Consider the following 23,018-nt stretch of genomic DNA (forward strand, 5'->3'; position numbering starts at 1 on the left):
TTAACCTTCCGCAATTTTTCCACTGCCATTTACTGTTGAAATTTCAGACAATACTACTATATCGATATTGTGCCTCAATACTGTGGCGCGGCAGCAAAAAACTGCACGATATAACTCGATATACGTTAGAATAGTAACTCAAAAGGCACTGTAAAGGGTGCGAGCGACTAGATCGTATATGAATTTATACAGCGAAAAGGTTAAATAAGCGACACATGGCAATTTTAGACGTATTAAGTTTTCCCGATGAGCGACTTCGTACCGTAGCAAAACCGGTAGAAGAAGTGAATGACGACATTAAACAATTGGTTTCAGATATGTTTGAAACCATGAAAGACGAGAATGGAATTGGGTTGGCTGCTACTCAAGTCGACAGACATGTTCAAGTTGTTGTAATGAACGTAGCGGAAGATCAAGACGAGCCTCGTGTTTTTATCAACCCGGAAATCACCAAAAAAGACGGCAGCACTATTAGTGAAGAAGGTTGTCTTTCGGTTCCAGGCAACTACGCAAAAGTTGAGCGCGCAGAAGAAATTACGGTAAAAGCACTGAATGAAAATGGTGAAGCATTTGAGTTGGAAGCAGACGGTCTATTGGCTATTTGTATTCAGCATGAATTGGATCATCTAAAAGGCAAACTGTTTATTGATTACTTGTCTCCGCTTAAACGCCAGCGAATTCGTAAAAAGCTTGAAAAAGAAGCACGTTTAGCTGCACGCGACTGAGGTTAGTTTTGATAAAACCATTACGCATCATTTTTGCCGGCACACCGGATTTTGCTGCTCAGCATCTGAGTGCTTTATTATCTAGCACTCATGACGTTGTTGCGGTGTACACCCAACCAGACCGTCCTGCTGGACGAGGCAAAAAACTTACACCAAGCCCCGTAAAAGTGCTTGCTCAAGAACATGATATTCCTGTGTATCAGCCAGCCAGCTTAAAAAATGACGAAGCGCAGCAAATATTGGCAGACATTAATGCCGATTTAATGATTGTGGTTGCCTATGGGTTAATTTTACCTAAGTCCGTACTTGAAGCCCCCCAATTAGGTTGCCTTAATGTGCATGGCTCAATTTTGCCTAAGTGGCGTGGTGCTGCACCTATCCAACGGTCGATATGGGCCGGTGATAGCGAGACTGGCGTTACTATCATGCAGATGGATGAAGGACTAGATACCGGCGACATGTTGCATATAGCAACCTTGCCTATTAGCGAAAGCGATACCAGTGCGTCGCTTTACGAGAAGCTTGCAGAACTTGGCCCTACTGCATTATTAGATGTAGTAAACAATATCGACACCCTATCACCTGTGAAGCAAGATGATAGCGAAGCCACTTACGCCAAAAAACTTTCCAAAGAAGAAGCTTTTATTAATTGGCACGATAGCGCAGCGCAAATTGCACGAAACGTGCGCGCCTTTAATCCATGGCCTGTAGCTTGGACTAAAATTGAGTCGCAAAATATTAAAATTTGGTCGGTGGATGTGGTTGATGGCCTACCGACTTCACATGCCCCAGGTACTATCATTCAAGCTGACAAGCACGGCATTGTGGTAGCTACGGGCTCAAGTGCCCTACGAATCAACACCCTGCAAATACCTGGGAAAAAAGCATTGCCCGCTGCAGATGTCGTTAATGCTCGCAAAGACTGGTTCGCACCAGGAAACTGCATCGCCAGTACGGAAGAATAGTGAAACCCACTCCATTACCGAAACAAAAAAACCTTCGTGCCGATTGTGCATGGGTGATATATCAAATTCTAGAACAAGGTAAATCGTCAAGAGACTGCCTAGAGCGAGTTCAACGTCGCCATCACCCTAGAGACAATGCGTGGATCCAAGAAATGTCTTTGGGCGTCATGCGTAAACTTCCCATATTGCAGCATTGGTTACGAGAGTTACTCGACCGCCCTCTAAAAGGGAATAAAAAAGTAATAGAGCACCTTATTTTGTTGGGGTTATACCAGTTAGCGTTTTCTCGTGTAAGCCAACATGCTGCAGTGGGCGAAACCGTTAATGCCTCGCCTTACTTAGGTGGCACAGCATTAAAAGGCTTAGTGAACGCTGTACTGCGCAACTTCATGCGACAAGAACTGGTTAACAAGCCTATCGATAATCCCATTATTGCCAGTGGGTTACCCAAGTGGTTATTTAAGGCGCTAGAAGATGCCTATGGTCAAGATGCTGATGCCGTGCGAGAAGCTACCAATGCCATGGCGCCAATTTGGCTAAGGGTTAATACCAAACAAATATCTATTAGCGATTACACTGACGCATTGGATGCTGCTGAGGTTAGCTATTCACTAAGTGCTGCACACCCAGATGCCATCAGACTTGAAGGCCGTGAAGATATAACCGGGCTTCCAGGGTTTGAAAAAGGCCACTTTGCTGTACAAGATGGTGCAGCTCAGCTTGCAGCCCATTATTTGGATGCGCAACCACATGAGCGCGTATTAGATTGTTGCGCCGCACCGGGTGGTAAAACAGGTCATATTATTGAGCGTACTCCCGACTTAGCCTATTGCCTTGCCCTTGATGCTGACGAGAATCGCTTAAAGCGTGTTGAAGAAAACATGACTCGCCTGCAGCATACGCAAACCAATCTGCCGGTTATAAAGCAAGGCGATGCGGCCAAACCCGACACATGGTGGGATGGACAATACTTCGACCGAATTTTGCTTGATGCACCCTGCTCTGCCACAGGTGTTATTCGACGCCACCCTGATATTCGCTGGCTAAGAAAGTCGAGTGATATTGATGCACTTGCAGCACTACAAGCTGAAATACTGACTAGCTTATGGCAAACACTCAAGCCCGGTGGCACATTGCTTTACGCCACCTGCTCTATTCTGCCACAAGAAAATAGCCAACAGATTAGCGCATTTTTAGAGCGCAATGCAGATGCCACATTAGTACCTGTTATAAAAACGGAAACTCCGAGTAACCCTGGTAGACAAATCCTTCCTGGTGAGCAACAAATGGATGGTTTCTACTATGCGAGACTGGTAAAGTCGTTGAGCAAATAAAAGCAATAGGGCACATAAACACCGATGAAAATCATCATTTTAGGCGCAGGTCAGGTTGGCGGAACACTTGCTGAAAACCTTGTAGGCGAGAAGAACGATATTACGGTTATCGATTCCGATCCTAATACCCTACGTGCGCTTCAAGACCGATTAGATTTACAAGTGGTGAATGGGGTGGGTTCTCACCCTGATGTGTTACGTAAAGCCGGAGCAGAAGACGCCGACATGCTTATCGCTGTAACGAACAGCGATGAAAGCAATATGCTTGCGTGCCAAGTTGCCTTTAGTTTATTTAAAACCCCAACCAAGATTGCTCGCGTTCGCTCAGAACAATATATTATTTACCAAGAACAACTCTATAAGCAGCAGGACATTCCTGTAGACCATATCATTGCCCCTGAACAACTAGTGACTAAAGCCATTAAACGGCTTATAGACTACCCTGGCGCCTTGCAGGTTGTTGAATTTGCTGACGGTAAAGCCAGCTTAGTGGCGGTAAAAGCTTATTATGGTGGTTTATTGGTAGGTCATGCGTTATCCGCGCTTAAAGACCACATGCCTAATGTGGAAACGCGGGTGGCAGCAATATATCGCCGTGGTCGCCCTATTCGACCGCTGGGTACTACGGTTATAGAAGCCGATGATGAAGTATTCTTTATTGCTGCAACAAAGCATATTCGTGCGGTAATGAGTGAACTCCAAAAATTAGAGTCTAGCTATAAACGCATTATGATAGCCGGTGGCGGCTTAATTGGTGCCGGGCTAGCGAAAAAGCTTGAACACAAACATAACGTAAAGCTGATTGAGTTTAGTCACGAAAGAGCAAAGTACCTTTCTGCCCACTTAGACAAAACTATTGTCTTTAGCGGTGATGCATCGGATCCAGAGTTACTCAGTGAAGAAAATGTCGAGCAAGTCGATGCATTCATTGCGGTGACTAATGATGATGAAGCTAACATTATGTCTGCCATGTTGGCCAAGCGCATGGGCGCACAAAAAGCCATGGTACTGATTCAACGTAGTGCTTATGTAGACTTAGTACAAGGCGGTGAAATAGACATTGCTTTCTCGCCACAGCAAGCGACTATTTCGGCCCTACTTACCCATGTTAGACGCGGAGATATTGTAAACGTATATTCTTTACGTCGTGGTGCAGCAGAGGCAATAGAAGCGATTGCCCATGGCGATGAAAATACCTCTAAAGTTGTGGGTAAAGAAATCGGTAAAATTAAACTGCCTCCTGGTACTACCATAGGCGCGGTAGTAAGAGACGACCAGGTAATCATTGCCCATAGTGATACGCTTATTGAAGCAAATGACCACGTTATTCTGTTCTTAGTAGACAAAAAATATATAGGCGATGTAGAAAAACTGTTCCAACCCAGCGCATTCTTCTTTGGATAACAAACACATACGCCAAGCCGTAAAGGTAGTGAAATAGCTACTAGAAATAATCCTAAATAATCCGTTGCGGATTGTACAAAAAATGATCAATAATTACCCTCTCAGGTCGTTATAGGATTAACGGAAATGTACAAAAACGGATTTACCTCACTCCCCATACCCACACTTGCTTTGTTAATTTCTAGTTTATTACTTTCTTTTTCCGCAGTTAGCCAATCAGATGAAGACGATGAACTTGCACGTATGCAAGCTCTATTAAATGCTGAAGTTATGTCTAAACCGTTTTTAGCCGAGAAGCCTGAGGAAGTAGACGCCTATATTAAAAGCATGCTGGATAAAGGGGTTAAGCCGAAAGAATATCAAGGTACGAATTGGCGTCCGGGTTATACCTGCCGAGACTTACTACGATATAACTGGCGAGAGTATCGCAATTGTCGCTACTACCACCGTTATTACGGTCGCTACTACTAACAAATCACTAACGATAATTTACAGTTCAATTTTTTAATAAGGAATTACCATGACGTTACGGAATCAGCATGTCAGGATTGTTGTACTTGCATTTGTAGTTATTCTTTTTAGCGGCTGTGCTGCCGTTCATACCTCCATAGCTAAAAAAGATTTAGATGTGCAGACCAAACTGAGCACCTCAATTTTCGTTGAGCCTGTGCCGCCTGAAAAACGAAAAATCTATTTAGAAGTTCGCTCAGCGGTGATGGAATTTGATCGCAATGCATTTAGAGACGCACTAAACTCTCAAATATCGAGCAGTGGAAACGGCTATTCGTTTGTAGATAGTCCTGCTGGAGCCCAATATACGATGAGTGTGTTCGTGCGCAATCTAGAAAAGGCGTCTCCTTCCGCGGCAGAAAATTATCTGTCATCAGGATTCCAGGGCGTCGCGTTAGGCTCAGCAGCAGCTTATGCGGGTGGTGGAAATTATAAGCAAGCTGCTGCGGGTGGCATTATCGGTGGATTGGTTTCTACTGCGGCCAACGCGATGGTTAAAGATGTAACCTACCTTCTCGTGGCTGATATTCAAATTAAAGAACGTGCCGCTAAGGGCGTGATAGTAAGGAAAGATTCTAAGGTGAATACGAAAATTTCAGATGACGGCGCATCAACTCAGACTGTATCTGAAGTTTCAAACCAAAAAGAATACCGCACTCGCGTTGTGACGACAGCTAACAAAGCCAACCTAGCGTTAGAAGAAGCACAACCACTCATGTTTGATAAAACGGCTTATGCAATGGCTTCGTTCTTTTAAACCTGCCTTACGGTATACAGCAATGACTGACTGAGCAGTCGTTGCTGTATTAACTCCGCCAGAACGTAGGTGAAAATAGTACTAATAACGAAAAGACTTCCAGTCGCCCAAACACCATTCCCACAACTAAAATCCACTTTCCAGCATCGGTCACACCCGCATAGTTAGATGCAACACTGCCCAATCCAGGTCCAAGGTTATTTAACATGGCGGCAGTGGCGGTAAACGCGCTTAAGTTATCTAGCCCTGTGGCGATTAGGCCTATCATTAGTATCACAAACACCACTGCGTATGCAGAGAAAAAGCCCCATACCGCCTCGACGACTTTATCTGGCATTGCTCGCTCACCTAACTTAACGGAATACACCGCCTTAGGATGAATAAGCCTGTCTACTTCACGCTTTCCTTGAAGGAACAATAAACAGACACGAACCACTTTTAACCCGCCCCCTGTTGAACTCGCGCAGCCTCCAATGAAACTTGAGAAGATGAGTAGTATGGGCAAAAACGTAGGCCAAATTGAGAAGTCTGTGGTGGCAAACCCCGCAGTAGTGCTGATTGATACGGCTTGAATCATAGCTTGGTCGAGCGCGGTTTCCGCTGAGTCGTAAAACCCAGATAGGGTGAGTACTAAGAAGCACAGCATGATAAGCGTGGCTTGAATAAAGAAAAAGGCTTTAAATTCTGGGTCGTTAAAATAGCCTTTTACCGAACGCGTACTCACTGCTGCGTAATGGAGTGAAAAGTTAAGTGCAGCAATTAATAGAAAGACCGTACAAACCACATTCACCATTGGGCTGTTAAAGTAACCAAGGCTTGCATCGTGGGTTGAGAAGCCCCCAATGGCAACCGTTGAAAATGCATGGCAAATGGCATCAAACATATCCATACCGGCCAACCAATAGGCGGCAGCGCATGCAATAGTGATAGAAAGATAAATGTACCAAAGGTGTTTAGCGGTATCTGCAATACGGGGGGTCATTTTATTATCTTTAACCGGCCCTGGGGTTTCTGCACGGTATAGCTGCATGCCCCCAACCCCTAAAATAGGCAGTATTGCTACGGCGAGTACAATGATACCCATACCGCCTAGCCATTGTAGCTGTTGTCGATAGAACTGCACCGAATGAGGTAGGAAATCAATACCTTCTATTACCGTTGCACCGGTTGTAGTTAGCCCTGAGAATGATTCGAAGAAAGCATCAGTTACGGTCATGCTAGGCTGTTCTAGTAACATAAGTGGAATGGCACCTACACTTGCTAGTACCGACCAGAACAGGGCAACAATTAAAAAGCCTTCTCGCGCTCGCAAATCATTTTTTTGCTGTCGGTTTGGGTACCAAAGCACCATACCGCCACCTACGCAAATAAAGAACGCAAGGGTAAAGGGCAAACCACTACCATCTTGATAAATCAGAGATACCACAGCAGGTGGGATCATGGTTACGCTAAATAGCGCAATAAGGAGCCCTAAAATTCGTACAATGGCACGGTAGTGCATGCTTCTTTATGCCTTTCGTTATTAGTAAACTCGCGATTAACAGTGTTCGCGGTTTTTAGAGGATACAAGGTTTCTACTACATTGACGCGATTATAGGGCTATAAGCAAATTATTTCATCGCTAGTACCGTTTCTACCATTTTATTAATACTAGCATGGGCTTGTAAGATATTTTGTGCCGACATATAAGCTGGCGTAGTAACCAGTTTATTTTCCACGTCTACCACCACTTCATCTACTTCACAGTTTACGTGGCATGCTCCTAACGCGTTCAAGGCATTGGCGGTATCTTCATCGCTACCAATGGTTAGTTTAACATCGTTGCCGTATACGCTGGCTGCAATAGCAGGTGCAATGCATGCATAGGCCACAGGTTTCTTTGCTTTCGCAAAGTCGCTGCATACCGCAAGCACGTCCTTATCTACCGTGCTTTTTTCACCATCAACTGCAAATGAACACAAATTCTTAGCAGCCCCAAAACCGCCAGGTACAATAAGATAATCGAAGTCTGATACCTCACATTCTGTAATAGGCTTTACATTGCCTCGGGCAATTCGTGCAGACTCAACCAATACGTTACGCGTTTCATCCTCTGAAACTTCTCCCGTTAAATGATTCACTACGTGCATTTGAGCCTTATCTGGCGCAAAACATTGGTAACCTACCCCGGCTTGTTCAATAGCTAAAAGCGTTAATACTGACTCATGAATTTCAGCGCCATCAAATACACCACAACCACTTAAAATCACTGCAACTTGTTTCATAATGTCCTCCTAGACCTTGCCAAACCGACTTATTCTATTTTTGGCTATAAAATCACCAACTGTTCAAAAAAAAGTCTTAATAACCAGTATTGGATTGTTAATTTGTTATGCTACATTATCTGACCAATTTGGTTAAACGAAAAAAATAAGTTCACCAAGTTATCCACATAAAAAGGAATGATGAGTTGCAGGTACGCAGTCCACACTCTTATTTTTCATTCCCTTATTTTTATTGCTTTACAGGACGATCTTTCTATTAACAAAGATCGTTCATTTTGTTGTGCTTATTTTATTAGATCACAATCTTATCCACAGATGATCCCTTTATTTATGTTGTTATGCTCTATGGCGATCCACTAGCGCCTATGGCATGCTTGCGCCTTATTCTAAGCTTGGTTAATGCATAGCTATGACAGATTCGAAAAAGCCCCCTTTTATTCTAGTAGATGGATCATCTTATCTATTTAGAGCATTTCACGGATTACCGCCTCTGACGAACTCAAAAGGTCAGGATACCGGTGCGATCTATGGTGTTGTCAACATGCTGAAAAGCTTGATTAGACAGTACAACCCTACTCACATGGCTGTCATCTTTGATGCCAAAGGTAAAACGTTTCGCGACGATATTTATGAAGAATATAAAGCGAATCGCCCACCTATGCCGGAAGAGTTACGTAGTCAAATAGAACCATTACATACCATCATCAAAGCGATGGGGTTACCTGTAATCGTTGAGTCTGGCGTTGAAGCCGATGATGTTATTGGTACCCTAGCCTGTCGTGCAACAGAACATGGTATCGATACTTTGATCAGTACTGGCGATAAAGACATGGCGCAACTAGTCAACGACAATGTCACTTTGATCAATACCATGACGAATCAGATTATGGATATTGAAGGGGTAAACACGAAATTTGGTATTCCACCGGAACTGGTTATCGACTTCTTAGCCCTTAAGGGTGATAAAGTAGATAACATTCCTGGCGTACCCGGTGTGGGTGATAAAAGCGCCCAAGCGCTATTAAACGGTATTGGTGGCATCAGTGCTATCTATGACAATCTTGATAAAATTGCCGATCTCTCATTTAGAGGGAGCAAAACGATGGCAACTAAAATGCAAGAGTATGAAGAACAAGCACGCTTGTCATACACCCTTGCCACGATTGCCATTGATTTAGATCTAGAATACAAAATAGATGAGCTTCGCCCTACTGCTCCGGATAACCAAACCTTACAGTCGATGTTTGCAGAGTATGAATTTAAGCGCTGGCATACCGAAATTAGCGCATTGATCGCAGGTGATGGTAGTGAGTCCTCAAAGCCAACAAGTGTTCAGAGCGAAACAGATTCAAGCGATACAGATGAAGTATTACCAGAAAGTAATATCGATAAATCTGGTTATGACGTGGTGTTAGATGAAGCTACGTTTGAGGCTTGGATTGAAAAACTAAAAGCAGCGCCGCTTATTGCTGTTGATACTGAAACGACCAGTGTTAACTACATGGAAGCTGAACTTGTTGGTGTCTCTTTTTGTATTGAACCTGGTGCTGCGGCTTACGTGCCAGTTGCTCATGATTATCCTGATGCACCCACGCAGTTATCAAGAGAGTACGTGCTAGCAGCATTGAAGCCTATTTTAGAGTCTGAAACCATCATCAAAGTGGGTCAGCACATTAAATATGACAAGAATGTACTCGCGCATTACGACATCACCCTAAATGGTATCGGCTTTGACACTATGCTGGAAAGCTATGTGTTAAACAGCACCGCGCAGCGCCATGACATGGACTCGCTAGCCCTTGCCTATTTAGGCCATAAAACGATTCACTTTGAAGAAATTGCCGGCAAAGGTGCTAAACAGCTTACTTTTAACCAAATTGGGTTAGAAGAAGCTGGTCCTTATGCTGCCGAAGATGCAGATATTACTATGCGCCTTCATCAAGCAATATGGGCAAAGCTAGAGAACGAACCCAAACTTAAAACGTTGTTGGTTGATGTTGAAGTGCCGGTTGCTTGCGTTTTATCTCGTATGGAACAGCAAGGTGTATTAATTGAAAGCCAACGGTTACGCCAGCAGAGCCAAGATTTAGCTACGCGTATTGCTGAGCTAGAAAAAGAAGTGCATGAAGAAGCAGGTGAAGTGTTTAATTTAGGCTCGCCAAAACAGCTTCAACACATTTTGTTTGAAAAAATGTCGTTACCGGTTATCAAGAAAACCCCCAAGGGTGCCCCTTCTACTTCTGAAGAAGTATTACAAGAACTTGCCCTTGAATTCCCGTTACCTAAAAAGTTAATGGAGTATAGAGGGTTAACCAAGCTTAAAAATACGTATACCGACAAACTCCCTAAAATGATTAATCATCGCACGGGTCGTGTTCATACTTCTTACCATCAAGCTATTACGGCAACGGGCCGGTTGTCGTCAACGGATCCTAACCTTCAAAACATTCCTATTCGAAATGAAGAAGGTCGTAAGGTAAGACAAGCATTTGTTCCACGTGAAGGCTATAAGATTGTAGCTGCCGATTATTCTCAAATTGAACTTAGAATAATGGCCCATTTGTCGGGCGATGAAGGTCTTCTTGATGCATTTGCTCACGGCAGAGACATTCACAAAGCTACCGCTGCAGAAGTGTTTGGGGTTACGCTTGACGAAGTGACGACGGAACAACGTCGCAGCGCTAAGGCCATAAACTTTGGTTTGATCTATGGAATGAGTGCCTTTGGCCTTGCCAAACAACTTAATATTCCACGTCATGAAGCACAAAAATACATGGACCTATATTTTGAACGCTACCCTGGTGTACTCGAGTACATGGACAGCACCAGAGAAGGCGCTAAAGAAAAAGGTTACGTTGAAACTGTGTTTGGTCGCCGCTTATACCTACCCGATATTAAAGCCAGTAATGGCGCACGTCGTAAAGGCGCAGAGCGCGCGGCTATCAATGCGCCAATGCAAGGCACAGCTGCCGACATCATTAAAATGGCCATGATAAAGGTTGATGATTGGATCACTTCCCTTGAAAGTGATGATGTTCTCATGATGATGCAGGTACACGATGAATTGGTATTTGAGATTAAAGAAGAACATCTAGAGGAACAGGTTAAAAATATCGTCAGCTTGATGGAGCAAGCTGCGGTGTTAAATGTTCCGCTGGTGGTTGAAGCAGGCGTGGGCGATAACTGGGATGAAGCTCACTAAAAAGTAATTAGATTACAGAAAATAGTGAGCAATAGCTCAAAAATGGGCAAGTTTGGTAATTTTATTACACTCTTACTTGCCTTTTTTCACCATTATTGTACCCTAATGCGTGTAGGGTACAGAGGTGAGAAATCTGTTTTCAAACCTTTGCTTTAACCCCGACAGATTTGTCGGGGTTTTTTTATGTCTGGAATAAAGTTTCCAAAAATCCAGAAAGAAAAAAGCCTTAAAAATCTTAAGCTTAAATTAAAGAAAAGATATTTTTATATTTTAAAGTGAACTAACCGAAATTTGCACACTCTATATATTCGGTTTTTATGTGTTTTCTCTCAGTATTTTGGCCCTGCTTTTTAGCGGGGCTTTCTTTTATCTAGCCTTTTATTTCTATTCTTCGTCAGCCGTTTTTTCGTCAAGTGCCAACCATTTATTCAACACTTTCTCGAGTTCAGGTAATCCCTGACGATTTAACGATGAAAAGGTATTTACCGTCACATCACCCATAAACGCCAGTGCAGCTTCCTGCGCCATAAGTAGCTGAGCCTTTCGCTTCCCTGATTTAAGCTTATCTGACTTAGTCAGTAAGGCTAATACTGGGATATTGGAATCTACTGCCCAATGAATCAAATCTTGATCAAGATCTTTAAATGGGTGACGAATATCCATAAGCACCACTAAACCTTTAAGCGATTTACGCTTTTGAAGGTATTCACCTAATGCTTGTTGCCATTTATTTTTCATCGCAAGCGGTACTTGGGCAAACCCATAACCAGGTAAATCGACTAAACGACGGTCTTCTTCAAGATTAAAAACATTGATGAGCTGTGTACGCCCTGGTGTTTTACTGGTTCTTGCCAGGTTCTTTTGACGAGTGAGTGTATTCAACGCGCTCGACTTGCCCGCGTTAGAACGGCCAGCAAACGCTACCTCAATACCGCTATCATCTTTTAAATGGCGAATATCAGGTGCACTGGTAAAGAACTTTGCTTTGGTGTAATACGACATCTAGACTTACCTCAAATGCGTCATAACTCTAGAATTAAACTCTATTAATGATCTAAACCTGCTAAAAACCATAGTTTTATCATGGAATAGGTTTTTCTGACGCGTTAAATGTGTAAAATACGCATGATATCACGTATGTTACGCGAGCCGTTGGATCCATTTAAGAGATTTATTATGAAAAAACTGTGTTTGTTATTGTGTGTGTCTTTAGGTATTTCAGTTTCTGCGATGGCAGAAGGTGATGCTGAAGCCGGTAAAGCAAAATCTGCAGTATGTGCAGCATGTCATGGACCTGATGGTAACAGCATGATAGACATGAATCCCAAAATAGCAGGACAACATGAAAAGTACCTCGTTAAGCAATTAATGGAGTTCAAGCTTGCGTCACAGACAGGTGGCGAAGAAGGCCGTAACAATGCCGTAATGAACGGTATGGCAGCCCCTCTTTCAGAACAAGACATGAAAGACCTAGCCGCTTACTTCTCAAGCCAAACACCTAAAGAAGGTGAAACGCCAGAGCAATATATTGAAGCTGGTCGCGCTTTATACCAAGGCGGCGATGAATCTCGTGGTGTTACTGCATGTATCGCATGTCACGGTCCTAAAGGTAACGGTATGGGCTTAGCGGGTTTCCCTGATATCAGTGGGCAGCATGTAACCTATACTGCAGCACAATTGAAATCTTTCCGTGCAGGCGAGCGCCATAACGATATGAATGGCATGATGCGTGATATTGCGATGAAATTAACCGATGAAGATATCGAAATTTTATCTAACTATATCGCGGGCTTACACTAAGACTCTTAAATTATATGCGCATTTGTTAATTAATTGTTGCGTATAAAGTTGTATTTCAAAAATATTCGTGTAGTCTATCGCAATAGTTTGTAGGTTTGTCTGAAACTCTACAGGCTAAATAACAAGAATAATAATAAAAATACAACACGGAAGATTGGATAAAGCGCCAAGAAGGCCAAGAACAAAATGAGCTCTGCTAAAACCAATAAAAAGGGGAGCCAAGCTGGGAAGCACAACTACACATAGAAGTGTAAATAACGGGAGAGGTGTCATCTGACACTCAAACAATGTAAGGTGATGGTGAAAGCCATCGCCTTTTTTCTTGCCTAAATTTACGTATTAGCCAGCCTTTATACTACGCATTATTCGGCAAACACCTACTTTTTCGTAGACCCTCAAGTTATATTATCGCGAGCACATTAAACAGTATATTCACTTTCCGATGAATCATGCTGTATTGATGAAGAAGCTTTGAGCAATTCGCGCTATAATATGCCCTTTCAATCACTAAAAATTTGATACCTTTTATATATGGCAAGATCAAAAAAGTCTCGTAAAGTTGGACTCATTGGCGTCAGGAAAGATCCTGATCGTAAACCTGGGCAAAAACGTCTGGAAAGTACTCCTCGTCCAAAGAAGCATAAAGGCAAACCAGCGGGTAGCCGTCACAACGTTGAGCAAGGTGAGAACGGTGCTTCTAAACGTCGTGAAAACCAAGATCCACGTTTAGGCAGTAAGAAACCTATTCCTTTAGTCGTTAAGAAAACGACAATTACCACGCCGAAAGAAAAGCAGAAATTCGCCACACCTAGCGAAGAGCTAGCGGCACTTGAAGCAGATCAGCGTTTAGCGTCATTGTTAGATAAGCTTGATGACGACAAGCAACTTACTAAAGAGCAACAATCTTACGTTGATGAAAAAATGGCACGCCACCGCATTCTTTGTGATTTGCTTGGCATCGTAGAAGACGATGATGAGGATGACGACGAGATGGATCCATTAGACGATTTAGACGCTATAGATATTAACGACTTTAAGAAATAGTAAGGCGGGCTCTGTTTTATGCTGTGGACAGTGTTAGTTATTGTGGCGCTACTAGTTATCGTCACACTTGGTTTTTATGCCGGTCGGTTGTTGTTCCAGCTAAAGCAACAAAACCAACGCCAGCAGAAGGTCAGAGACGAGCGCGTAAAAACGATTAGCGAAAGTATTTACACTATCGCTAAGGCTATGGAGCAACAACAGTGCGACTTATCTGAAGGGGTTATTCGGATAGTCAACTTATTGGGTGCATTACCTATTTTGTCTCCGCCAGATCATAAAGCCTCCTACCCTCATACTTATGCGTTATTCGTAGAAGTGAGCGGCTTCGCCGTACTAGAAGATAGGCAGAAACTGACTAAACAAGAAAGGCGTAAGCAAGACTTGGCTAGAGAGCAAATTGAGTCAGATTATGAATCTAAAGTGTTAAGTGAAATGCCAGCAATCAAGGCTTATTGCCAGTCTATTAGTTAAATACTTATCGTTGTTGGTATGTGTATGTTTTTTAAAAGCGCTTATTATGAAGCGCTTTTTTATTGGGGTTTTGTTGGGATTTTATTGAAGGTTAGCGTCTTGCTAAACTTCGGGTTTCCTCGTAGCAGTGGCAGCCTGTAACGTGGTCGTTCACTATGCCTACCGCTTGCATGAATGCATAACAAATGGTCTCACCTACAAATGAAAAACCCTCTTTTTTTAGCGCCTTCGACATAGCTTTAGATTCAGCGGTAAAGGTAGGCGCTTCTTTAAAGTCTTCCCATTCATTGATGATGGTTTTACCGTCGGTAAACTGCCAAATAAAGTCAGAAAAACGTTGGCGCTTTTCGATATTTAAATAGCCATGGGCATTTTTAATAATGGACGCCACTTTCAGCTTGTTGCGCACAATACCAGGGTTTTGCAAACATGCCGCTATTTCTTGCTCATCCATTTGAATTATTTTTGTAGGCTCAAAGTCATGGAAAGCGGCTTCGTAATTTGCTTGTTTTTTTAAAATGGTGATCCACGACAATCCAGCTTGCTGACCATCTAAACAAAGTTTAGCGAACAACTCTTTGCTATCTGTAACGGGCCGTCCCCACTGTTCATCATGATATTTTTGGTATAGAGGGTCATCGCTCACCCATCCACAACGATTCAATCCAGTTGACGTCATAATCTTAAATAGCCTCTTCAATCGACCTTTTAGTTATCTTTTAGCGGGTTTCATGGCGCTTTTTAACGCTTTACACCTACATACTATGCGTTACAAATTGTATACTATCCCACCTTTGAAGATACAGATAACCAATAAGCAGCGGATGTATGCAGAAATACGATATTAATACCTTTCAAGGTTTGATCCTTGCGCTTCAAGATTATTGGGCGCGTCAAGGGTGCGTTATAATTCAGCCCCTTGATATGGAAGTAGGTGCGGGTACCTTTCACCCAATGACATTTCTTCGTTCATTAGGCCCTGAGCCTATGAGCAGTGCCTATGTACAAACTTGCCGTCGCCCTACTGATGGTCGTTACGGTGAAAACCCAAATCGCTTACAACATTATTACCAGTTCCAGGTTATGTTGAAGCCTTCTCCTGACAATATTCAGGAATTGTATTTGGGTTCTTTGAAAGAATTAGGTTTCGATCCACTGGTGCATGACATTCGCTTCGTTGAAGACAACTGGGAGTCACCTACCCTTGGCGCTTGGGGCCTTGGTTGGGAAGTATGGCTTAATGGTATGGAAGTGACTCAGTTCACTTACTTCCAACAAGTTGGCGGTATTGAATGTAAGCCAGTTACCGGCGAAATTACTTATGGCCTAGAACGTTTAGCCATGTATGTACAAGGCGTAGATAGCATTTACGACTTAGTATGGGCAGATGGCCCTATGGGTAAAGTCACCTATGGCGATGTATTCCATCAAAATGAAGTAGAGCAATCTACCTATAACTTTGAATATGCCAACGTTGATGCCCTATTCCGTACATTCGATGAATGCGAAGCAGCTAGCCAGCTACTTATCGAGAAGAATTTACCACTACCTGCCTACGAGCAAGTAATGAAGGCATCTCACGCATTTAATATGCTAGATGCTCGCCATGCTATTTCAGTGACAGAACGTCAACGTTACATTTTACGTGTGCGTACTCTTGCAAAAGCATGTGCTGAAAGTTATTTCCAGAAGCGTGAAGCGCTTGGTTTCCCACTTTGTAATAAGGAGTCTTAAGGGTGCGAACAGAGAATTGTTTGATAGAGCTTGGAACAGAAGAGCTTCCACCTAAAGCGCTTAAGTCTCTTGGCGAAGCCTTTGCACAGCAATTTGAGGCAGCACTTAGCGCTGCTGAGCTTAGTTTTACCAGCGTCAGTTGGTTTGCTGCACCACGTCGCTTAGCTGTTTATGTTTCTGCGTTGGCTGAAAGCCAAGCTGATAAAACGGTAGAAAAACGCGGCCCTGCTGTAAGCGCCGCTTTTGATGCAGATGGCAACCCTACTAAGGCCGCTCAAGGTTGGGCCCGTGGTAATGGTATTAGTGTAGAAGATGCTGAACGCCTTGTTACCGACAAAGGTGAATGGCTGTTGCACAAAGCGCACGTGCCAGGCAAACAGATTGGCGAGTTACTAGAGTCTTTACTTAACCAGGCTATTGCTAAGCTTCCTATCCCTAAAGCGATGCGTTGGGGTAATTACACTACGCAATTTATTCGCCCAGTTCATACCCTTACTGCGCTGTATGGCAGTGAAGTAGTGAACTTAACCGCGTTAGGCTTAGCAAGTGGAAGGACTATTCAAGGCCATCGTTTCCATGGTGAAGCGCGCTTTGAGCTAGACCATGCCGACAACTATGCAAGTGCCTTGGAAGCCCATTACGTGGTAGCTGATTTCACTGCGCGTAAAGACAAGGTACGTCAGCAACTACAAACTGCTGCTGATACGCTTTCGCTTACACCCGATTTTAATGAAGAGCTGCTTGAAGAAATTGCTTCATTGGTTGAATGGCCGGTTGTGATGCAAGCAAGCTTTGAAGAAGGCTTCTTAGCGGTGCCTAAAGAAGCGCTTATTTACACCATGAAAGACGATCAGAAATATGTGCCATTGCTTGATAGCGAAGGTCAGCTTTCTAACACGTTCTTATTTGTAAGTAATATTGAAAGCCAAGATCCTATTCAGGTAATAAGCGGAAATGAAAAAGTTATTCGCCCTCGCCTAGCTGATGCTGAGTTCTTCTTTAACAGTGATAAAAAGACATCACTTGAAAGCAGACTTGCCAGCCTTGAGAGCGTGCTTTTCCAAAAGCAATTAGGAACACTTAAAGAAAAATCTGAACGTATTTCTGCGCTATCTGGTTTTATTGCGTCTCAAATCGACGCGAATGAAGCCCTTGCGGCTCGTGCAGGTTTACTTGCTAAAACTGACTTAATGACCAACATGGTAATGGAATTCCCAGACGTACAAGGCGTTATGGGGAAATACTATGCGTTAAATGATGGTGAAGATACTGCGGTTGCTGAAGCCCTGTACGAACAGTATATGCCTAGGTTTGCCGGTGACGCTTTGCCTTCTCCAGGCGTTAGTGCTGCAGTAGCGCTTGCTGACAAGCTAGATACGCTGGTTGGAATTTTTGGTATCGGTCAACTACCGAAAGGTGACAAAGACCCGTTCGCGTTACGCCGTGCCGCTATTGGTGTGCTACGTATTATCACCGAGCTTTCACTGCCTCTAGACCTTGAAGTGCTTGTTGCTAAAGCGGGTGAAGTGTACGGAGATAAGCTTTCTAACCAAGACTTCAAAGCACAGGTTGTCGACTTTGTACTAGCAAGGTTTGTCGCGGTGTTACAAGACCAAGGTATCGCTATTGATGTTATTCAAGCGGTTTCAGCAAGACGCCCTACTCAACCAAGCGATTATGTGGCCCGTGTAAACGCCGTAGCCGAGTTTAAACAACTTGAAGAAGCCCAAGCATTGGCAGCAGCTAATAAGCGTGTTGCGAACATTCTGGCGAAGCAAGGTGTCGATAGCAGTATTAATGTTTCTATAAATGAATCATTGTTAAGTGAAGATGCTGAAAAAGCACTTTACAGCGCGCTTGTTTCTGCAGAGTCTGTGGTAACCACAGCGGTTGCTACTCAAGATTACACTAAGATACTTTCTACTATGGCTACACTACGTAGTGCCATTGATAGTTTCTTCGATGACGTAATGGTAATGGCAGAAGATGACGCGGTTAAACAAAACAGACTTGCGTTGTTATCGCTTTTAAGGCAACTTTTCCTAACTACCGCAGATGTTTCCTTGTTAGCGAAGTCTTAAGTTAGTTTGGTAAGTAAGTTATAGACTAAAAACGCTCAACATCTGTTGGGCGTTTTTTTATTGGAGTTAGTGTGAATAAAACCCTGTTAGTCATTATTTTTTCGCTTTTTGTTTCTGCCTGTTCAAGCAGAAGTGGTTTTTCTATTCCAGAAGTAGCCCAGCCATCACCAAAAATTCAGTTTGAGAACTTGTTTCTTCGAGGCGTATTTAATTGGTGGGAAGCCACATCGGCCTATCAGTTTAAAAAAGATAGTAACGGTTGGTACGTCAATGTAGAGCTTATCGCTGATGGACAACCTTATGACTTTCGTTTGTCTGATGCTATTTGGACACCGAGTCAAAGTTGTGGAGGTAATTACAAGGGTCAGTCTGTTATGGTAAGCACTAAGATATTTTTAGTCTGTAAACAAGGCTCTGAGAACCTACAATTTACACCCTCTAATACCGGTATTTATCGTTTTCAGGTTGCTCCTGCAGACGACAATGAAGTGAGTTTGGTGATAACTAGAATGCCGTAAGGCTTTAGTTTCTGAACGCCTAAATCACTGGTTCATAGCGCTATAATAAAGAAAAAGAGTAGGCATTAAGCCTACTCTTTTATTAACCCGGTTTTTGGTATGCGCGTATTGTTATCTCAATCACCTACACCTAACCCCTACCTACCTATCCACCTATCCCTAATTATTACTGATTACCACTGATTAGCGCTCGACTAAAATCGTCACTACGTTGTCATATTGTCGTTGCTCAAACTCACCTGTCACCACACCAGTATCATCCATTAATGGAAAGACATAGCGCGGCGTCATTATGACTTCATAATCATCAGTACCCGATGGAATATCTTCTACCTCTAAAAAGCCATAATGTTTACCACTCGATACTAGCTTTGCTCCTTCCCATACTTCAGGCGCGTCTCCATGGGCGCTCCAATGGGTTTCTTGCGCTTCAAGTGGTAGCAAGTCAAACTGCACATAATCTGTTGTAGGCGGATACCTTGGGCTGAAATATATGTATTGAGGCTACGATTATAAGCGTGCTTTATAAACAAAAAAGCCCGGATTCTTTTTGTTAAAGAAGCCAGGCTTTTTTATCAATTCACACTAAGGTGTGTGGGTCATTGACCTCTTTACACGTCTAAGTTTTCTACTCTTAACGCGTTAGCTTCAATGAAGTTTCGTCTTGGCTCTACTTGGTCGCCCATTAGCGTAGTAAACAATTGATCACACGCTATGGCATCTTCAATTTTCACTTGAAGCATTCTACGACCTTCAGGGTCCATGGTGGTTTCCCAAAGCTGGCTTGGGTTCATCTCACCTAGTCCTTTATAACGCTGGATGTACTGACCGCGTTTAGCTTCACTCATTAACCAATCTAGTGCTTCTTTAAATGACTCTACAGGCATCTTACGATCACCACGTTGTATAAACGCATTAGAGCTCATCATGTCGTTAATCGCCAAGTTAAGCTCTTTAAGACGCTGATATTCAGTAGACTCAATAAAGTCGTGACCAATTACGTATTCGTAATCGATACCATGCATACGCATAATAATGGTGATATAGAACTCGCTAAGTTCGATGTCTCTGCGAATTTCATAACGGTATGTTGCGCCATCATTTTCACGTTCAGTAAGCTGTGCTACAAAGTGCTCAGCCACGTTTGCTAGCGTGCTTTCGTCTTTTAAATCTTCTAGATTCAATGTAGGCGTATAAATCATTCTATAAAGAATAGAGGAAGGCATTAGACGCTTCATGCGCGTAATCATCTTCTCTGCAGATTGGTATAAAGTTACCAATTGCTCTAACGCGACACCGCTGATACCTGGATCATCATCACTAGTATGCAAAGATGCGCCATCAATAGCGATAGAGGTTAGGTATGACGTTAACGCATCATCATCTTTTAGATACTGTTCTTGCTTACCTTTTTTCACTTTATAAAGCGGCGGCTGTGCAATATAGATATAACCACGTTCAATGATTTCTGGCATTTGACGGTAGAAAAATGTCAGTAGCAATGTACGAATGTGCGAGCCATCCACATCAGCATCGGTCATGATAATGATGCTGTGATAACGTAGTTTTTCTGGGTTATATTCGTCGCGTCCAATACCACAACCTAGTGCAGTGATCAGCGTGGCCACTTCTTGTGAAGAAAGCATTTTGTCAAAACGTGCTTTCTCAACGTTCAGTATTTTACCTTTAAGCGGAAGAATAGCTTGGTTCTTACGGTTTCGTCCCTGCTTGGCTGAACCGCCAGCAGAGTCCCCTTCCACTATATATAGTTCGCTTAGTGCAGGATCTTTTTCCTGACAATCAGCAAGCTTACCAGGCAAGCCAGCTAGGTCTAATGCACCTTTACGGCGAGTCATTTCACGTGCTTTACGTGCGGCGTCTCGAGCACGTGCCGCATCAATAATTTTGCCAGCAATAATTCTACTTTCGGCAGGGTTCTCAAGTAAGAACTCAGCAAGTTTTTCGTTCATTGCTGATTCAACCGCGGATTTCACCTCTGAAGAAACCAGTTTATCCTTAGTTTGTGAAGAGAATTTAGGATCAGGTACTTTCACTGATACAACAGCCGTTAAACCTTCACGCGCATCATCACCGCTCGTGTTAGTTTTCGCCTTTTTGTTCATACCCTCTTTTTCCATGTAGTTATTAAGCGTTCTTGTTAACGCACCACGGAAACCGGCTAAGTGGGTACCACCATCTCGTTGAGGAATGTTGTTGGTGAAGCAGTATATATTCTCTTGGAAACCATCATTCCACTGCATAGATACTTCTACTGAAATACCATCTTCTTGCTCATGTGTGAAATGAAATACTTTCTGGTGTACAGGTGTTTTCTTTTGATTCAAATATTCAACGAAGGCTTTAATACCACCTTCGTACATGAAATGATCTTCTTTACCATCTCGCTCGTCTTTCAAGCGAATCGAAATACCAGAGTTAAGAAACGATAACTCTCTTAAACGTTTAGCTAGGATATCGTAGTGGAACAAAGTGTTCGTAAAAGTGTCTGAGCTCGGCCAGAAACGTACACTTGTACCTGTTTTATCAGTTTCACCTATAACGGCTAATGGCTGTTGAGGCACACCATGCTGGTATTCTTGCTCGTGAGTTTTACCTTCACGACGAATACGCAGCTTTAATTTGCTTGAAAGAGCGTTTACTACAGATACACCTACACCGTGAAGTCCGCCTGATACTTTATAAGAGTTATCATCGAACTTACCGCCGGCATGCAGAACCGTCATAATAACTTCTGCTGCAGATACACCTTCTTCTTCATGCACCGCAGTTGGAATTCCGCGACCATCATCGTAAACAGAAACAGAACCATCTGTGTGTATTTGCACAACGATTTCTGAACAGTGTCCAGCCAATGCTTCATCTATCGAGTTATCAACAACCTCGAAAACCATGTGGTGAAGTCCTGTACCATCGTCCGTGTCACCGATATACATACCAGGACGCTTTCGTACGGCGTCTAATCCTTTAAGTACCTTGATACTGGACGAGTCGTAATTATTCTGTTCTGACATACTAGGTTTTACTCCTCTTTCACGCTTCCATGTTCCACGTGAAACATTTTCTTTTCGTTATATTTTTGTATGAATTCAAGCTGCGAAGATTCAATTGCAGTAACGAAAACCTGCGTATCCATATCCAACAGCCCGTCTATAAATAACTCACGTTTATCGGCGTCAAGTTCTGCGCCTACATCATCTAACAAGAAGATACTCTTTCTGTTAGTTAACGTATTAAATAGTTCTGTTTGCGCCATTTGAAGCGCCGCAACAGCCATTCTAAGCTGCCCGCGAGACAATAACTCTTGGGCATTAACCCCATTTACTTTTAGCTTAATATCAGCCTTGTGGGGGCCAGAAGTTGTATGACCTATTTTACCATCATACTCACGTTTTTTAACTAAGCTTTCTGCTAAAGACGCATCTTTTTCCCATCCTTTATAATAATTAAGGGAAACTTCGTACTCAGCTAGAAATGTTGTAGCGTATTTTTCAAAAATAGGCGCCAATTTTGAAATATATTCTTCGCGTTTCGTAGATAGCGCTTCCGCCCGCTCGAGAAAACACTGTTCCCAGTACTGATTTTGAGGTGCCGACAAATCGGACTGTTGTTTCAACAAGGCATTACGATGCTTAAGAAATTTAGAAAATTGCACCGACAGCATTTGGAAGTCATGTTCCACGTGAAACAATCCCCAGTCACAAAAACGTCTACGTTCAGAAGGAGACCCTAAAATAAGATCAGTACTTTGGGGGGTAAATAATTGAACGGGTACTAAACTAACTAAATCAGAAAGCTTATTTGAATGCTCACCGTTAATGCTGCAGGTAAAGGTATCGTTACGTCGACGCTGAAAACCTACATTCAGTTTCTCGCTGTCCTCATTCCGGCAACTAGCAAAAACACTGAATTCCTCTTCCCCCGTTTTAATAACAGAAGTATGTTTACTGGTACGAAACGATCTTCCAAAACCTAAATAGAAAATAGATTCAACAAGTGAGGATTTTCCACTGCCATTTACACCGCGAATAATCGTTAATGCAGGCGAAGGTGAAAGAGTTGCAGAAGAAATGTTACGGAAGTTCGTAAGCTGGACTTTGTCCAGTTTCATAAGAAAACTCGGTAAAAAGCACGATAATAATTAAAGATAAACGGCGATGGAATGAATCTAGAAATCCTAGAATTTAGATA

20 protein-coding genes are annotated in these 23,018 nt (G+C 42.9%); 13 read left to right on the forward strand and 7 right to left on the reverse strand.

Annotation, left to right across the window (positions count from 1 at the left end; genetic code table 11):
* Positions 1-215: 215 nt before the first annotated feature.
* The 6 genes from def to R1T43_RS00510 all read left to right on the forward strand — a co-directional run bounded on the left by def (position 216) and on the right by R1T43_RS00510 (position 5,695).
* The gene (gene def / locus R1T43_RS00485; RefSeq protein WP_013782526.1) at positions 216-725 is read left to right on the forward strand and encodes a peptide deformylase; all 510 of its coding nucleotides are present in this window, start codon (positions 216-218) and stop codon (positions 723-725) included.
* A gap of 8 nt (positions 726-733) precedes the next feature.
* Entirely contained in the window at positions 734-1,690 is a 957-nt protein-coding gene (gene fmt / locus R1T43_RS00490) for a methionyl-tRNA formyltransferase (protein WP_317351663.1), read from the forward strand.
* A complete protein-coding gene (gene rsmB, locus R1T43_RS00495) occupies positions 1,690-3,024 on the forward strand; it encodes a 16S rRNA (cytosine(967)-C(5))-methyltransferase RsmB (protein WP_317351665.1) in 1,335 nt (444 codons plus the stop codon). Before fmt ends, rsmB begins: the two co-directional genes overlap by 1 nt.
* Before the next feature lie 24 nt (positions 3,025-3,048).
* Positions 3,049-4,428: a Trk system potassium transporter TrkA gene (trkA, locus tag R1T43_RS00500; protein ID WP_013782523.1), complete on the forward strand. Its 1,380-nt coding sequence runs from the start codon at positions 3,049-3,051 to the stop codon at positions 4,426-4,428.
* Between the two features lie 126 nt (positions 4,429-4,554).
* Positions 4,555-4,899, forward strand: coding sequence for a hypothetical protein (locus tag R1T43_RS00505; RefSeq protein WP_317351668.1), 345 nt, complete (start codon positions 4,555-4,557; stop codon positions 4,897-4,899).
* A gap of 49 nt (positions 4,900-4,948) precedes the next feature.
* Complete coding sequence (locus tag R1T43_RS00510; RefSeq protein WP_211070354.1) at positions 4,949-5,695, forward strand: complement resistance protein TraT; 747 nt, start codon at positions 4,949-4,951, stop codon at positions 5,693-5,695.
* Between the two features lie 49 nt (positions 5,696-5,744).
* On the opposite strand, the gene R1T43_RS00515 is transcribed toward R1T43_RS00510, so the two are convergent.
* Both R1T43_RS00515 and elbB read right to left on the reverse strand, forming a co-directional pair.
* Positions 5,745-7,196, reverse strand: a complete 1,452-nt coding sequence (locus tag R1T43_RS00515; RefSeq protein WP_057795008.1) for a TrkH family potassium uptake protein — start codon at positions 7,194-7,196, stop codon at positions 5,745-5,747.
* A 109-nt stretch (positions 7,197-7,305) separates the two neighbouring features.
* Positions 7,306-7,959: an isoprenoid biosynthesis glyoxalase ElbB gene (elbB, locus tag R1T43_RS00520; protein ID WP_317351671.1), complete on the reverse strand. Its 654-nt coding sequence runs from the start codon at positions 7,957-7,959 to the stop codon at positions 7,306-7,308.
* Between the two features lie 409 nt (positions 7,960-8,368).
* Between elbB and polA the strand changes: the two genes are divergently transcribed.
* On the forward strand, positions 8,369-11,161 hold the full coding sequence (gene polA / locus R1T43_RS00525; protein WP_317351674.1) for a DNA polymerase I: 2,793 nt from the start codon (positions 8,369-8,371) through the stop codon (positions 11,159-11,161).
* 384 nt (positions 11,162-11,545) lie between these two features.
* Here polA and yihA read toward each other — a convergent pair whose 3' ends face one another.
* Entirely contained in the window at positions 11,546-12,163 is a 618-nt protein-coding gene (yihA, locus tag R1T43_RS00530; protein WP_057795014.1) for a ribosome biogenesis GTP-binding protein YihA/YsxC, read from the reverse strand.
* A gap of 174 nt (positions 12,164-12,337) precedes the next feature.
* Here yihA and R1T43_RS00535 point away from each other — a divergent pair, with 174 nt between their 5' ends.
* From R1T43_RS00535 to R1T43_RS00545, 3 genes are all read left to right on the forward strand, one after another.
* Entirely contained in the window at positions 12,338-12,961 is a 624-nt protein-coding gene (locus tag R1T43_RS00535; RefSeq protein ID WP_211070351.1) for a c-type cytochrome, read from the forward strand.
* 531 nt (positions 12,962-13,492) lie between these two features.
* Positions 13,493-14,005, forward strand: a complete 513-nt coding sequence (gene yihI, locus R1T43_RS00540; RefSeq protein WP_057795027.1) for a Der GTPase-activating protein YihI — start codon at positions 13,493-13,495, stop codon at positions 14,003-14,005.
* An 18-nt stretch (positions 14,006-14,023) separates the two neighbouring features.
* Complete coding sequence (locus R1T43_RS00545) at positions 14,024-14,476, forward strand: DUF2489 domain-containing protein (protein WP_211070350.1); 453 nt, start codon at positions 14,024-14,026, stop codon at positions 14,474-14,476.
* Positions 14,477-14,567: 91 nt separating this feature from the next.
* Here the strand turns inward: R1T43_RS00545 and R1T43_RS00550 are convergent, their stop codons facing one another.
* On the reverse strand, positions 14,568-15,155 hold the full coding sequence (locus tag R1T43_RS00550; protein WP_317351681.1) for a DNA-3-methyladenine glycosylase I: 588 nt from the start codon (positions 15,153-15,155) through the stop codon (positions 14,568-14,570).
* Between the two features lie 149 nt (positions 15,156-15,304).
* Here R1T43_RS00550 and glyQ point away from each other — a divergent pair, with 149 nt between their 5' ends.
* The 3 genes from glyQ (at position 15,305) to R1T43_RS00565 (ending at position 18,809) form a co-directional block, all read left to right on the forward strand.
* On the forward strand, positions 15,305-16,210 hold the full coding sequence (gene glyQ / locus R1T43_RS00555) for a glycine--tRNA ligase subunit alpha (protein WP_013782512.1): 906 nt from the start codon (positions 15,305-15,307) through the stop codon (positions 16,208-16,210).
* 2 nt (positions 16,211-16,212) lie between these two features.
* Positions 16,213-18,291 carry a glycine--tRNA ligase subunit beta gene (gene glyS, locus R1T43_RS00560; protein WP_317351684.1) on the forward strand — a complete coding sequence of 693 codons (2,079 nt, stop codon included), beginning with the start codon at positions 16,213-16,215 and terminating at the stop codon, positions 18,289-18,291.
* A 71-nt stretch (positions 18,292-18,362) separates the two neighbouring features.
* Entirely contained in the window at positions 18,363-18,809 is a 447-nt protein-coding gene (locus R1T43_RS00565; protein ID WP_317351687.1) for a hypothetical protein, read from the forward strand.
* Between the two features lie 183 nt (positions 18,810-18,992).
* On the opposite strand, the gene R1T43_RS00570 is transcribed toward R1T43_RS00565, so the two are convergent.
* The 3 genes from R1T43_RS00570 to recF form a co-directional block, all read right to left on the reverse strand.
* On the reverse strand, positions 18,993-19,265 hold the full coding sequence (locus R1T43_RS00570; RefSeq protein WP_317351690.1) for a hypothetical protein: 273 nt from the start codon (positions 19,263-19,265) through the stop codon (positions 18,993-18,995).
* 155 nt (positions 19,266-19,420) lie between these two features.
* The gene (gyrB, locus tag R1T43_RS00575; RefSeq protein WP_317351693.1) at positions 19,421-21,841 is read right to left on the reverse strand and encodes a DNA topoisomerase (ATP-hydrolyzing) subunit B; all 2,421 of its coding nucleotides are present in this window, start codon (positions 21,839-21,841) and stop codon (positions 19,421-19,423) included.
* 8 nt (positions 21,842-21,849) lie between these two features.
* The gene (recF, locus tag R1T43_RS00580; protein WP_317351696.1) at positions 21,850-22,938 is read right to left on the reverse strand and encodes a DNA replication/repair protein RecF; all 1,089 of its coding nucleotides are present in this window, start codon (positions 22,936-22,938) and stop codon (positions 21,850-21,852) included.
* Positions 22,939-23,018 lie beyond the last annotated feature (80 nt).

Source organism: Alteromonas sp. CI.11.F.A3, assembly GCF_032925565.1.
In the GTDB taxonomy this organism is placed as follows: Bacteria; Pseudomonadota; Gammaproteobacteria; order Enterobacterales; family Alteromonadaceae; genus Alteromonas.

Bases quoted from the DNA above. Each gene is read 5' to 3' on its own strand.
- yihA (WP_057795014.1), bottom strand. From the start codon at position 12,163: ATGTCGTATTACACCAAAGCAAAGTTCTTTACCAGTGCACCTGATATT.
- R1T43_RS00505 (WP_317351668.1), top strand. From the start codon at position 4,555: ATGTACAAAAACGGATTTACCTCACTCCCCATACCCACACTTGCTTTG.
- R1T43_RS00510 (WP_211070354.1), top strand. From the start codon at position 4,949: ATGACGTTACGGAATCAGCATGTCAGGATTGTTGTACTTGCATTTGTA.
- recF (WP_317351696.1), bottom strand. From the start codon at position 22,938: ATGAAACTGGACAAAGTCCAGCTTACGAACTTCCGTAACATTTCTTCT.
- glyQ (WP_013782512.1), top strand. From the start codon at position 15,305: ATGCAGAAATACGATATTAATACCTTTCAAGGTTTGATCCTTGCGCTT.
- R1T43_RS00515 (WP_057795008.1), bottom strand. From the start codon at position 7,196: ATGCACTACCGTGCCATTGTACGAATTTTAGGGCTCCTTATTGCGCTA.
- R1T43_RS00545 (WP_211070350.1), top strand. From the start codon at position 14,024: ATGCTGTGGACAGTGTTAGTTATTGTGGCGCTACTAGTTATCGTCACA.
- R1T43_RS00535 (WP_211070351.1), top strand. From the start codon at position 12,338: ATGAAAAAACTGTGTTTGTTATTGTGTGTGTCTTTAGGTATTTCAGTT.
- gyrB (WP_317351693.1), bottom strand. From the start codon at position 21,841: ATGTCAGAACAGAATAATTACGACTCGTCCAGTATCAAGGTACTTAAA.
- def (WP_013782526.1), top strand. From the start codon at position 216: ATGGCAATTTTAGACGTATTAAGTTTTCCCGATGAGCGACTTCGTACC.
- yihI (WP_057795027.1), top strand. From the start codon at position 13,493: ATGGCAAGATCAAAAAAGTCTCGTAAAGTTGGACTCATTGGCGTCAGG.
- elbB (WP_317351671.1), bottom strand. From the start codon at position 7,959: ATGAAACAAGTTGCAGTGATTTTAAGTGGTTGTGGTGTATTTGATGGC.
- polA (WP_317351674.1), top strand. From the start codon at position 8,369: ATGACAGATTCGAAAAAGCCCCCTTTTATTCTAGTAGATGGATCATCT.
- R1T43_RS00550 (WP_317351681.1), bottom strand. From the start codon at position 15,155: ATGACGTCAACTGGATTGAATCGTTGTGGATGGGTGAGCGATGACCCT.
- trkA (WP_013782523.1), top strand. From the start codon at position 3,049: ATGAAAATCATCATTTTAGGCGCAGGTCAGGTTGGCGGAACACTTGCT.